Source organism: Parapedobacter soli (assembly GCF_025460835.1).
Lineage (GTDB): Bacteria > Bacteroidota > Bacteroidia > Sphingobacteriales > Sphingobacteriaceae > Parapedobacter > Parapedobacter soli.
Map to the genome: position 1 here is coordinate 70,886 of NZ_JAMXAY010000008.1, position 12,879 is coordinate 83,764.

The window sequence follows — 12,879 nt, forward strand, 5'->3', positions numbered from 1 at the left end:
AGACAAAAGATCGCTGCTATTGCGCAGCGACCTTGAATGTAACGGCGTAATTGCCCCACAACAGGGTAACGGCACCGTCTTTAGCACTTTTTATGGTGAACTGCTCGACCGAAGTACCGGTTTCCACGGGGGTTGCACCAACGCGTAGTGCATCCTGAGCCTCGTCGTAACGCGTACCCCATTGATCCCACGTTTTATTAAAAATAAACGTAACCTCCTGCTCGCCGAGGATAGAATAAAGGCTGTATTTACCGGCAGCGAGCGGTTGCCCTTGGATAAGTACATCTTTATCCACCTCGAAAGTGGTTGCTTCATTAGCTCCCGTCCGCCACACTTTCCCGAACGGGGCAATATCGACTCCGATCTGGCGGCCCTTTAACGAGGGCTTGCTGTAGTGGATGTCTATCGTAACCCCGTCATCGGTAGTAACGGTCGTACTGTCAGGCGGACTTGCCCTTTGGCTCTTATCTTGTTGGGCACAGGCGACAGTAGATATCACCAAGACTGCTAGAAAAGATAATAGTGTTGCTCTCATAACTTTTATTTTTTGGTTGTAAACTATTGTTCATCAAACGAATTGACAGCTAAATCATTGGAGACGCTCAAAGTTAAATACCAAATAGCCAGCCTGCCCATCTAAGTCTAAAGGCATCCGCAAAACCAGCTGGTCGGAATCGGCGTACGACAAATCTAACCGATACCCGGCGGTAACATTACTCGGCTTATCACCGGGATAAATTTTCTTGAACTGGAACGCCGGTTCGCCATTTCCCTTACCAGGGTTGTAAATAGACCAGACAATATTGCGTACGGCCCCAGGTGCACAAAGCGTCCCTTCGGCATCAAAAGTGATGCTCCCTTTGCCATTATTAGGCAGATTCCAGATGCTACCGACAAAACATTCTGCTGGAGCCTCTTCGAAAATTGTTTTAACGCTGTATGCAGTCGGAAAGTTCTCTTTGTCTACCGAGTGTAATACCCATTGGCCCTTCACGCCTTTACGCCAAGAGGCTGCCGTAGGCCCACCGTCTACAGCACCTTGCTGTGCTGAACAGGAGGTCAATAAAAAAGATACCGAAATCAAGGCCACTAGAAAAAATAACGTTTTATTCATGGTATTAAAAACTAACGAACGAATTACAAAATCAACCTCCACCCACACCTTTTGAAGATGTAAATATAACGCATTCCACTATAAAATGAATTATTTTTATGTGCCATAGGTTATATTCATGTATGTTTGCTTGCAAAAGACGCGTCACCCATTATTATGGCTATCCATTCCAAAAACCATACCATCAGTCAATTTACCGCCAAATTATTGGTACGGTTATTCATTTTCCTCCTCCTGTTTGCCTTCGCACCGGTTATCCTCGAACAAGAAACCACACGGACCTATAGCGAAACGTTTGTGTATATCGAAAACAAATGGGCCCTTATTTTCCCCGGGTTGCTCTTCGTCAGCTTCCTTGCATTACTGATTCTCACCCTACGCTACAAATACCGGAAAACGGACCTCAATTGGATGTTATCATTAAACACAGCCCTCCTTATTATCTATGTAACGATGCTGTATATACGGCTATACCCGATCATCTTCGGCTAGCGCATGGTCGATAATCCGGACCTTTTTTTACCTTTGCCCTTTTACCCACAGTCTTTTTGGGCATACCCCAAATAATGTTGCGATAGTACCCATGACAAAGAAACAAATATGGCGGATTGCGAAGACCATTTTGAAGGTTTGCATCACGGTGGCTGCGCTATATTGGGTATTCAGTAAAGTGGAAGCCGACTACCACGAACAGGCAATGGCCGACCCCGAGAGGGGGTCGGACGAATACCCGGTTAGTTTCTGGGAATTCATCCGGCAAACCATAGCCAGCTCAAGCCCACTTTTCCTATTTCTCGCCTTTGTGGCTTACGGGTGCTCAATCGTGATTGGCTCTTCGCGTCTCAACGGCTTTTTCAAGGGCGTTGGGCTGGTCCTCTCCGAGCGGTACAATTTCAAGCTTTATCTTTTGGGGTTGTTCTACAATCTCTTTCTGCCGGGCGGCGTGGGTGGCGATGGTTATAAGATTTATTTCCTGCGCCGGAAGTTCAGCGTTAAAGGGAGGAAGCTGCTATCGGCCGTCTTCTTCGACCGGCTGAGTGGGTTGTGGGCATTGTGTTTGATTACTGCCGCGTTGGTGATCTTCATTCCGCGTCTGCAAATCCCAAATGAGGTTCCGATTATTGTGGTCATCTTTGGGTCGGTTGCGTATTACGCGGTCATGCGAAAATACTTTCCGGATTATGGCAAGCGTTTTTTCCGTACACACCTTAAAGCACTGGGCACCCAGTCGATGCAAGTGATGTGCGCCATTTTTTTATTGTATGCACTAGGTTTCGATGGTAAATTTGCTCCCTATTTGCTAATGTTCTTACTCTCCTCACTTGTGGCGGTGGTGCCGTTTACGGTGGGCGGGCTTGGCGCACGCGAAATGGTATTTGTTTTCGGAGCAAAATATTTCCAGCTCGATACGCACCTCGCTATATTGATCAGCTTATTGTTTTACCTTACATCAGCTTTGTTAGCGGCATCAGGCGCATATTTTATTTTCAGACCCCAAGGTCTGGGTGAAGATAAACTGCCGAAAGCCACAGAGGCAGACTTGGAGCATATTGCCCAAGATGACAACAATGATGATGATTGAACCGAATATAAAAAGCATGGCAACAATTGTAATTACCGGGGCAAGTAAAGGGATAGGTTTTGAAACGGCGCTGGCATTAGCCGAGGAGGGCCATCGGGTAGTCGCTGTGGCACGTTCTCAGGCAGGACTGGAAAAACTGCGAGAAGCGGCCGTCGGGCACGCTTCCAATGCAGCGATACACCCACTTATCTTTGATATCGTACATGGCGACTATCAAAAAGATTTCCTGCCTTTCGCTGAAAAGCTGGGCCGCGTAGACATACTGATCAACAATGCAGGTTTGCTGATCAACAGCCCGTTTAAAGCCACCTCTATTAATTATTTCTCAGCAATGCTAGAAGGTAATTTTCTAGGGCATGTCCGCATGATTCAGCACCTGCTCCCACTGATGGCATCAGGGAGCCATATTGTCAATATCGGTAGTATGGGCGGATTCCAAGGCAGTGTGAAGTTTCCAGGACTTGCAGCCTATTCAGCCAGTAAGGCGGCGCTACACACCCTTACGGAGTGTTTGGCGATGGAGCTGGAAGACCAGAAGATTAGCGTAAATTGCCTGGCTTTGGGCTCGGCGCAAACAGAAATGCTTAAAAATGCGTTTCCACAATACAAGTCGCCCGTTACCGCACAGGAAATGGGAGGCTATATTGCCCAATTCGCGCTCAGTGGCCACCGGCTCTTTAACGGAAAGGTATTGCCCGTGGCGATAACAACGCCGTAAAAGGAGTGAATAGTTTAGCAGGAGGCCCTATGCTATTCCTTATCATATTGGCATTGATTACGGATTTTATCTAACTTTGCGGCATTCAATAACGAATACACCAAGGAACATCATACATGAGAAAATTTGTCGGGTACATTCTCTCTCCTATTTTTTACCTGCTTTTCGGCATCATCATCACCGTGTTCCACCCCATCCAATGGCTATGCCTGAAACTAGGCGGGTACAATGCGCACAAGCGCTGCGTGGATGTCCTCAACCTATGCCTACTTTGCACCTATTACGTATTGGGCAATACAATAACCTTTATCAATCGGCAGCACTTACCGGTGGACCGCCCTATACTTTTTGTGGCCAATCACCAAAGTATGTACGACATCCCGCCGTTGATTTTCTTCCTGCGCAAACACCACGGCAAATTTATTTCCAAGATTGAACTGGCAAAAGGGATACCGAGCATATCGTTCAACTTGCGCCATGGTGGCGCGGCCAACATCGACCGTAAGGACCCGAAGCAGTCTATCGCAGAAATCCTGAAGCTCGCTAATAACATGAAAGCCAGGAACTGGTCTGCCTTTATCTTCCCCGAAGGCACCCGGGCTAAAACAGGCATCATCAAGCCATTTAATGTGGGCGGTATCGCTACGATATTGAAAAAGGTGCCACAGGTGCTTGTTGTACCCATCGCTATCAACCACTCCTGGCAAATGGTACGTTACGGGTTCTTCCCGCTCAACACCTTTACGAGGATGGCGTGGGAAGTTCTTGAACCCATAGAACCGCAGGGCCAGAATGCGGAAGACGTGGTAGCACAAGCCGAAGCCAAAATCCGGGCAAAGGTTGAAAAATAGGTATCAACTTACCCGGCGTCCCTTCCACTGGTATTTACCCATATTTCCGGCAATACCGATATATACCATGTAAACGACATGCAAGACCGTGAGTATTGGCAGGTATGCCAGTAAATCCAAGCGCTTGGCGAAACGGCATAGTGGGTAAAGAAAGAATGCTTCTACAGCCAGCTTAAGGGCCACGGCAACCAGAAAAACGCTTCCCAGACCACTATCTCCGGCTAGAACCGATGTGCCAACTCCGGTGAGCAACAGCAGTAGGTTGAATGTCCATATAGCCACACCCAATGCTACAATCCCTTTATTTTTATAATGGGTACTTTTGGATGCCCATCGTCGACGCTGGTTGATGAATCCGCGCAAGCTCCGTTTCGCGTCGGTATAGACGATTGCCTGCCTTGATTTGCAGAAGCCTATCCGGTGCGGGTATTCTTGGGCTACCTTATGCAAAAACAGCTCATCATCACCTGATGCAAGATGATCGATGCCATTGAATCCCCCCAACTCATGGAATACGTCGCGACGGTAGGCCAGGTTCGCTCCGTTGCAGGTGGATGGATGTTTATTCCCGATACCCGCCGCACCAAGCCCGATCAGGTATAAAAACTCCAGTGTTTGCAGCTCTTCAAAAAACCCTTTCTGCTCGGAGTATACCACCGGCGAGGAAATCAGTACACATTCCGTTTCCTCGGCATAAGCAATCACGGTAGCCAGCCAGTCTTTTCCCATCCGGCAATCGGCATCGGTGGTCACGATGAAATCACCGGACGCCACGTTGATTGCCTCTGATATGGCCTTTTTCTTGTAGGAGTTCAACGGCTGGGATTCGTGCAATTCCAAGAGCTGCACGCCTTGTCCCTCAAATGAACGTACAATCGCCGAAGTATCGTCCGTGGAATGGTCATCTACCACGATTACTTCAAGCAGTTCTTTGGGGAAATCCTGGGCCAATATATCGGAGAGTGTGCGGCCGATGTTCGCTGCCTCATTACGTGCCGCAATCAGCACGCTCACCTTGGTTTTAGGTATATCCTTCTTGTAAAAAAACGGTAATGCAGACCACCCTGCCCGCATATAACATACCAGCACCGCGTATATCCCGGCGAATATGACCAATGCGATACTAACTAGTTGTGTCGCCAAAGAAATTGATTTTTAAAACAAATACCGACCCCAAAATGGCTGGCAATATAAGGTTAATAAACCAAATACAGGAAGCGATTGCCATCACCGCTATATCCTGATCGGTTATATGCGCGTACAGGTAACTTGCCGTAACACTGCGGACACCGAAATCGAATAAATCGAGTGTGGGCAGTGCTGCTTGCACAAAAAACAGGATAAAAATCAGCAAGAGCATGGGTATAAACTCGATTCCGGGGATGATAACCAACATCAAGATGCAGTATTGTGAAGTGAAGATAACGAACCGGGCTAGTGAGTTCACGAAGACAATCGCTAATTCCCGGTGGTCATAACGGGTAAGGATCTCAAAAAAACGGTGGAATTTCCGTAAGAACCCTATCCGCTGTATCCAGCTATTGATCCACCGCACGTTGAAATAGAGTGTTAAGAAAAACCCGGCATAGGTGGCGGCTACAAACCAGATGGCAATTCCCCAGGCCATACCGACATCAAAAAAACGGTTGACAAACCACGCAATGCTGAGTGAACCCGCCACACTTGTTAGGACAAGTTGGGCCAACGCCCCCACGCCCATGGCCACCACGCCGAAGATGCGCTTGCGTGGCTGGAGGAACATCACCCGCCCACCGTATTCACCGATGCGATTCGGTGTGAAAACGGCCCAGGTAAGTCCACAAAACACAGATTGCGTAGCCCGCCATAAGCTTATGCGCTCAATATGGCGGCAGAGGTACTGCCATTTCACCACTTCCAGAAACCAGTTGGCAAACATAAGCACCACAACCACCGACAAGGTAATTACCACGGTATGGGTACCAAGGTTCTTCATCAACCGTTCGAACTCCTTCAGGTTTTGGTGGTCGTTGAGCTTCTGGTAGAGCACCCAAGCCACCAACACCAAGATGGTCACTTTCAGTGCTACGCCCAGTTTCTTCTTCGTCTTATTAGTCAAAACCCGAATGATTCTAGCGTGCAATGTTACTAATTTATCCGCTCCATTCCCAATGGAATGATTTATCTCCAAACGGGCGACAAGATGGGCGGAAAAGTCCTAATATTGCAACATGCAAAAGGCAGCCAAAACAGAGCGGGTTATTTTGGGCATCGATCCAGGCACAACCATTTTGGGTTATGGCCTTGTCAAGGAGGTTGGCAAGCAACTATCGCTCATTAATCTTGGTGTCATCAAATTGGATCATCTCAATGACCACGCACTCAAGTTACAGCGAATCTTCGAAAAAACCAGTGCGTTGATTGAGCAATACCAGCCCGACTGCATGGCGCTGGAGGCACCGTTTTATGGCAAGAACATCCAGGTGATGCTTAAACTTGGCCGGGCGCAGGGCGTGGCCATGGCTGCGGCACTGCATAAAAACATCCCTATCTTTGAGTACGCTCCCCGGAAGATCAAGCAATCCGTGACCGGCAATGGGAATGCGGCCAAAGAACAAGTGGCTGCCATGCTCAAAACCTTATTGAATTTTGATGAGACACCGCAGTTCTTAGATGCTACCGACGGGCTGGCGGCGGCGGTATGCCACGCATTCCAGAACAAACGCACCAGTGGCTCGAAAGGGAGCTACTCTGGGTGGACCGCCTTTGTAAAAGACAACGCCGATCGCCTGAAGTAATGTATCAAAGCTTCACCTGCCTGATTACATTCTTCACATTCAGCTCGATGATATCGGTCATCGTGCGGCATTTCAGGTACTGGCTATTCTGATAATACTGGGCATAACCCTCTCTGAGCTGCCTTACGTTTTCTGGGGTAGACAGCTCTTCGGTATTAGATACATCGCGCAATGCGGCGATACGGTGGCGTTCGCTCCGTACCCGGTGTACGATCGATGATCGTTCTTCCTGCTGATATTGCAACGCCGTACGGTCTGTGAGGTGCTCCATACACAATTCCACATAAGCCAGGTTGTCTTTGAAGAACTGGGGTCTGTATACTTTGGGGTTCCCCTCATAAAACTGCTGGTCGAAATCAATGGCACGGATCCGGAACTGGAAATCATCGAAATCAGGGGTAATCTGCACAACAAAATTATAGGCGCGCATATCGCCCAGCAACGTGATGATGCACCGCTCGTTGAACTTCACGAATTCCTTTGCAATCCGTTTGGGGTTATAATCCGGGGTGTACATCAACGACTTCGTGAACACGTCACCGGGAATACCAACAATATGTTCCTCTACCAGTGTTTGTTCCCCTACTAGATAATTCACTGTATTGGGCGATATGATTTGCTCCAACTCCAACCCGTATATCCGCGATGCATCGACCTGTTTTACGTAAAAGTAATCATATACATCATTCAGCCGATTCACGATACGTACCCTGAACGGATGTGTATTGCCAAACGCACAATATTCCACTCGGTCGATATATTTATGCTCCACGATACGGGTATTGCCCGATGCCTTCAGCTCCGCATAAATGATTTTTAGTCCGTTGTATAAGTTTTCTTGGACATGCGGCGGATATACAGGCGTTTCCCACAACGTGTCGCGGCCATTTTTATCCATCACGGGCGAACTCTCATAAAAATCGAGGAGATCTTCATAACCGATCGGCATCCGTGCTTCGCGCTCGTAATGGCGCAGGTATTTACGCAATGCCGGGCTAACGCCATATACAGGCTTCTTACGAGAAATCTTTACGTCTTCCATCTTTCCCTAACAACAGGTTGTGTAAGGTAAAGATACGATTTTGCCCGGCTAATAAAAAATTGTAATATTTTCATAAATAATCGAATATTAGTGCCTATTTTTGACTAATTAGCAACAAACACCTGTTATAACATTAAATTGAACAATTACCTCACCTCATATTAAATATTAGCGACAGACGTATTGAGACAATTACATAAGCTATGGAAAAACGAAATGACAATTATGAGTTAGATAACCTGGACACCCAGATTCTATCTATTTTAATGAATAACGCATCTATTCCCTATACCGAGATAGCCAAAAAACTTATCGTCTCCGGCGGCACTATCCACGTACGGATGAAAAAGATGGAAGAGCTTGGTATCATAAGGGGATCTCACCTCATCATCAATCCCCAGAAAATCGGCTTTGACATTACGGCATTCCTTGGAATCTATCTCGAAAAGGGCTCCCAATACAATAATGCTGTGGAGCAATTGAAGCGGGTAAAGGAGGTAGTGGAATTGCATTATTGTACCGGAACGTACAGTATGTTTGCAAAGATTATATGCCGAGACACAACCCACCTCCGCAAGGTGCTCAATGAAGACATCCAAGCGGTAAAAGGTATCCAGCGCACGGAAACAATCATTTCGTTGGAAGAAAGCATAAAACGGCAGATCAGCTTAACCTAGGGGTGGTTCCCATTCCTATATTGGTAGTCGACCACACTATCGCTGGATGCCGCCGTCCATGCCGACCTTGACGTCAAACGGGTTGCAATAGGCATCCAGCAGCACGGCCATGCGCACCCGCGTTACGGGTTGCTGTTCATCGTACTCCCCTTCGAAGTGGTATCGCCGCTTCCAGTTTTTCTGTACTTGACCTTCCAGTTCATCACCCCGCTGCCCTACAAATTTGATGTAACTGAACAGGTCTGCCATGGTTATGGTGTCTACATCGGCATGGTTGATAAACCAAATCTGGCTTCTGGAGAACAACGCATTCAGCACGGGCTTGACCTCGGCGGTGGTAACAGGCGCTTCGGCATCAAAATGCAAGCGCCCACGCCCATCTTCCCTCCCCAGTAGCATTCCGGTCGCCCCGATGCGCTGAACAGCATCAAAGTGCGAGCTTTCGAGAGCGACATCCACGAACGGTATTAGTCGTGCGTCGTACTGCAATAGCTCACCCTGCACGTTACGCACATCCACCTTGTCGGGCGTGGTCTTGAAGAATGCTGTATATGCTGCTACCGCACCGATGGCCTGCCCCACATGCATCATTAAAGGGATATCTGCTTCCGTGCCCGTAGATAGTTGTTGAACCGTAGGTATGTACCGGGTTAAAAACAGATTGTAATCGCCAGTAGGAATGAGTGCCCCCAGCGGCAACGTATAGCTCCGTCCGTCGTCCTCGCCCACAGCTACCCCTGTGCGGGCGAGGCCATCATAAGGTAGCGACTGGAAATAATCGGCCGGGATTTCCGTACGGACGTTGAAGCTATCCAGCGTGCCGCGTGCCATCTGATACAACTGCCCGTCTACCGACGCGTCTACGACAGCATGAACTTTAAAGCGGCTCCGGTCGCTCAATTCCACCCGCCAATTCTTACCGGATCGTTTTACCGAGCGGAGCGTGCCTCCTTGGATTACGGTGAGGTTATTGAATTTCCCCAATATGCTGTCTACCGCATCCTGGACTAACCTGGGGTTAATCCGTCGCTTTACCGCTATAGATAGTGAATCCGTAGGCTTCTCTTTCCGTATCCCCGCCAGCAGGTTGGCCCAGATGCCGGCATCGAGGTGACTATTGTTTGCAATGGAAACAGATTCCGACGTCAGTTCCGGCATCATACGGTCACCATTGACCACCCATACGGTATTCAGGTTAGACATCGCCGATTGTAAAGCTGCGGCATAAGCGTCAGCCCCATAGCCATACACAAGTACCTGCGGGCGCTTCCGCTGCGCACTTCCTAGAAACGGAATCGTTAAGAGCAAACAAAAAAGCACGTATCTTTTATCCATACTCAACAATTTAGAAGAAAACGTAAAATTAGACATAATAGCCGAAAACAGCTACCTTTGCACTATGGAAAATGAAGAAAAATCCCTCAATTTCATAGAAGAGATTGTCGAAAAAGATATTCAAAACAGTACCCATGGCGGCCGGGTACTGACCCGCTTCCCGCCTGAACCGAACGGCTATCTGCACATCGGCCATGCAAAATCCATCGTACTCAATTTCGGATTGGCCCAAAAATACGGAGGCAAGACCAATTTACGATTCGACGATACCAATCCGTTGACGGAAGAGACGGAGTACGTAGAGAGCATAAAAAACGATATCCGGTGGCTGGGCTTCGAATGGGAAGAAGAGCGCTATACATCCGATTACTTCGAAACGCTATACAACTTTGCCATCACACTTATAAAAAAAGGATTGGCTTATGTAGACGACAGCACGTCGGATGCCATAGCCGCTGCCAAAGGCACACCTACGGAGCCCGGCAAGCCTACCCCCTACCGCTCGCGGAGTGTGGACGAAAATCTTCGCCTATTTGAAGAAATGCGCGACGGAAAACACGCAGAAGGCTCAAAGGTGCTGCGGGCTAAGATCGATCTTTCCAGCCCCAACATGCACATGCGCGACCCGCTGTTGTACCGCATAAAGCACGCACACCACCACCGGACGGGCAATAAGTGGTGTATATATCCGATGTATGATTTCGCACACGGGCAGAGCGACTCCATCGAGGAAATCACACATTCAATTTGCACGCTGGAATTCGTACCGCATCGGCCACTGTATGATTGGCTCATCGAAAAGCTGGAGATATTCCCGTCCAAACAGTACGAATTTGCCCGGCTCAACCTCAATTATACAGTGATGAGCAAGCGGAAGTTGCTCCAACTGGTCAACGAAAAATACGTTGAGGGCTGGGATGACCCGCGTATGCCCACTATCAGCGGACTACGCCGGCGGGGATATACGCCTGCGAGTATCCGCAATTTCTGCGAGCGTATCGGGGTAGCCAAGCGCGAAAACATCATTGATGTGGGACTGCTCGAATTCTGCATCCGGGAGGATCTCAACAAAACCGCCTGGCGCCGTATGGCCGTGCTCGACCCCGTCAAATTGGTCATCACCAACTATCCGGAGGGTGAAGTGGAGATGTTGGTGGGCGAGAACAATCCAGAGGCTGCCGACGGCGAGGGTAGCCGGCCCCTTCCGTTCAGCAATACATTATGGATTGAGCGGGACGATTTCATGGAAAACCCACCTAAGAAGTTCTTCCGGCTGGGCCCGGGGTTGATGGTTCGGCTTAAACACGCCTATATCGTTAGATGCGACGATTTTGTGAAGGATACCGACGGGAATATTACGGAAATCCGCTGCAGTTACATCCCCGAATCCAAGAGCGGCGAAGACACCAGCGGCATAAAGGTAAAGGGAACCATCCATTGGGTAAGCGCCCTCCACGCAAAAACGGTGGAAGTGAGGCTATACGACCGGCTATTCAATGTGGAGAATCCCGCGGCAGAGGAAGATTTCCGGGCAACGATCAATCCGGATAGCCTGCAGATCATCGAGAAAGCATATGTGGAGCCCGACCTGCTGCAAGCCATCCCCGGCAAGGGATATCAGTTTATCCGAAAAGGATACTTCACACTCGATACCAAGTCGACCCCAGATAAATTAGTTTTCAACCGGACGGTAACCCTACGGGATACATGGGCAAAAGAAGTTAACAGGGGCTAGCGCGGAAGCAGGTAGGCGTTGAGCGTACAAGGCGGTCGTTAAAACACCGCCTTTATAATTCGTTTGGTGGGCTTCGGGTTACCCATGGTATAAAAATGCAATACCGGCGCTCCCATTTCTTTAAGTTCCCTGCATTGGTGGATCATCCATTCAATGCCAACTTCGCGTACTTCCTCTTCCGATTTACAGGCATGCACGGCTTCACTCAGCTCCAGCGGGATATCAAGGTGGAAGGTCTTGGGGAGGCTTACCAGCTGCTTACTGCTTGTAAGCGGCTTTAAACCTGGTATAATGGGTATGTTGATACCATTCGCCCGGCAGTTGTCTACAAATGCTTTGTATTTACTATTGTCAAAAAACATCTGGGTCACGATAAAATCAGCACCCAGATCCACCTTCAGTTTCAGGTATCTGAAATCGGTATCCAAATTGGGCGACTCGAAATGCTTTTCAGGGTATCCCGCCACTCCAATACAGAAATCTGTCTTTTCGGAGTTCTCCATATGCTCATGGAGGTATTGCCCATTATTCATATTGACCACATGCTGCAACAGTTCGGAAGCGTATGCGTGGCCGCCCGGCGTAGGAATGAATGAACTGTCACTCTTTCGCGCGTCACCCCTAAGTACCAATACATTATCTATACCCAGAAACTGCAAATCAATAAGGGCATTTTCGGTTTCATCTTTGGTAAACCCACCGCAGATCAGATGCGGTACGGCATCCACCTTATACTTATTCATGATAGCGGCACAGGTGGCTACGGTACTTGGCCGCTTCCGGTAAGCTACCTTTTCCAATAGCCCATTGGGGTGCTGCTTATAAATATAGTCTTCGCGCAGGTAAGTTACGTCGATGAAGGGGGGTTCGAACTCCATCAAGGGGTCGATGGCATTAAAAATAGACTGGATACTCTGCCCTTTTATGGGTGGTAGTATCTCAAACGAGTAGAGGGTCTTCCCCTTCGCATTTTTAATATGTTCGGTTACCTTCATATCACCTTATTAAAACAGCCGCCAAACTTAGCCAAATTCTTTTTCAATGCCAA

14 protein-coding genes are annotated in these 12,879 nt (G+C 48.4%); 7 read left to right on the top strand and 7 right to left on the bottom strand.

Annotated features, from left to right (window positions below):
* Positions 1-16: 16 nt before the first annotated feature.
* Positions 17-535 carry a DUF2911 domain-containing protein gene (locus NGM62_RS05505; protein ID WP_262246464.1) on the bottom strand — a complete coding sequence of 173 codons (519 nt, stop codon included), beginning with the start codon at positions 533-535 and terminating at the stop codon, positions 17-19.
* Positions 536-589: 54 nt separating this feature from the next.
* Positions 590-1,114 carry a hypothetical protein gene (locus NGM62_RS05510; protein ID WP_262246465.1) on the bottom strand — a complete coding sequence of 175 codons (525 nt, stop codon included), beginning with the start codon at positions 1,112-1,114 and terminating at the stop codon, positions 590-592.
* Between the two features lie 156 nt (positions 1,115-1,270).
* Here NGM62_RS05510 and NGM62_RS05515 point away from each other — a divergent pair, with 156 nt between their 5' ends.
* The 4 genes from NGM62_RS05515 to NGM62_RS05530 all read left to right on the top strand — a co-directional run bounded on the left by NGM62_RS05515 (position 1,271) and on the right by NGM62_RS05530 (position 4,265).
* On the top strand, positions 1,271-1,606 hold the full coding sequence (locus NGM62_RS05515; protein WP_262246466.1) for a hypothetical protein: 336 nt from the start codon (positions 1,271-1,273) through the stop codon (positions 1,604-1,606).
* A gap of 91 nt (positions 1,607-1,697) precedes the next feature.
* Complete coding sequence (locus NGM62_RS05520; RefSeq protein ID WP_262246468.1) at positions 1,698-2,696, top strand: lysylphosphatidylglycerol synthase transmembrane domain-containing protein; 999 nt, start codon at positions 1,698-1,700, stop codon at positions 2,694-2,696.
* A gap of 16 nt (positions 2,697-2,712) precedes the next feature.
* Positions 2,713-3,414: an SDR family NAD(P)-dependent oxidoreductase gene (locus NGM62_RS05525; RefSeq protein ID WP_262246470.1), complete on the top strand. Its 702-nt coding sequence runs from the start codon at positions 2,713-2,715 to the stop codon at positions 3,412-3,414.
* Positions 3,415-3,530: 116 nt separating this feature from the next.
* Positions 3,531-4,265, top strand: a complete 735-nt coding sequence (locus tag NGM62_RS05530) for a lysophospholipid acyltransferase family protein (RefSeq protein ID WP_262246471.1) — start codon at positions 3,531-3,533, stop codon at positions 4,263-4,265.
* A 3-nt stretch (positions 4,266-4,268) separates the two neighbouring features.
* On the opposite strand, the gene NGM62_RS05535 is transcribed toward NGM62_RS05530, so the two are convergent.
* Positions 4,269-5,408 carry a glycosyltransferase family 2 protein gene (locus tag NGM62_RS05535; protein ID WP_315975851.1) on the bottom strand — a complete coding sequence of 380 codons (1,140 nt, stop codon included), beginning with the start codon at positions 5,406-5,408 and terminating at the stop codon, positions 4,269-4,271.
* Complete coding sequence (locus NGM62_RS05540; RefSeq protein WP_262246472.1) at positions 5,389-6,363, bottom strand: lysylphosphatidylglycerol synthase domain-containing protein; 975 nt, start codon at positions 6,361-6,363, stop codon at positions 5,389-5,391. The genes NGM62_RS05535 and NGM62_RS05540 overlap by 20 nt, the downstream gene beginning before the upstream one ends.
* A 112-nt stretch (positions 6,364-6,475) precedes the next feature.
* On the opposite strand from NGM62_RS05540, the gene ruvC reads away from it, so the two are divergent.
* Positions 6,476-7,042, top strand: a complete 567-nt coding sequence (gene ruvC / locus NGM62_RS05545; protein WP_262246473.1) for a crossover junction endodeoxyribonuclease RuvC — start codon at positions 6,476-6,478, stop codon at positions 7,040-7,042.
* Between the two features lie 4 nt (positions 7,043-7,046).
* Here the strand turns inward: ruvC and NGM62_RS05550 are convergent, their stop codons facing one another.
* On the bottom strand, positions 7,047-8,084 hold the full coding sequence (locus NGM62_RS05550; protein ID WP_262246474.1) for a hypothetical protein: 1,038 nt from the start codon (positions 8,082-8,084) through the stop codon (positions 7,047-7,049).
* A gap of 203 nt (positions 8,085-8,287) precedes the next feature.
* Here NGM62_RS05550 and NGM62_RS05555 point away from each other — a divergent pair, with 203 nt between their 5' ends.
* Positions 8,288-8,761: an Lrp/AsnC ligand binding domain-containing protein gene (locus tag NGM62_RS05555; RefSeq protein WP_262246475.1), complete on the top strand. Its 474-nt coding sequence runs from the start codon at positions 8,288-8,290 to the stop codon at positions 8,759-8,761.
* A 36-nt stretch (positions 8,762-8,797) separates the two neighbouring features.
* Here the strand turns inward: NGM62_RS05555 and NGM62_RS05560 are convergent, their stop codons facing one another.
* A complete protein-coding gene (locus NGM62_RS05560; RefSeq protein WP_262246476.1) occupies positions 8,798-10,096 on the bottom strand; it encodes an FAD-dependent oxidoreductase in 1,299 nt (432 codons plus the stop codon).
* Between the two features lie 64 nt (positions 10,097-10,160).
* Between NGM62_RS05560 and NGM62_RS05565 the strand changes: the two genes are divergently transcribed.
* Positions 10,161-11,831 (top strand): glutamine--tRNA ligase/YqeY domain fusion protein, encoded by a 1,671-nt coding sequence (locus NGM62_RS05565; protein ID WP_262246477.1) that lies wholly within the window; start codon positions 10,161-10,163, stop codon positions 11,829-11,831.
* 38 nt (positions 11,832-11,869) lie between these two features.
* Here NGM62_RS05565 and NGM62_RS05570 read toward each other — a convergent pair whose 3' ends face one another.
* The gene (locus NGM62_RS05570) at positions 11,870-12,826 is read right to left on the bottom strand and encodes a methylenetetrahydrofolate reductase (RefSeq protein WP_262246478.1); all 957 of its coding nucleotides are present in this window, start codon (positions 12,824-12,826) and stop codon (positions 11,870-11,872) included.
* Between the last annotated feature and the right edge of the window lie 53 nt (positions 12,827-12,879).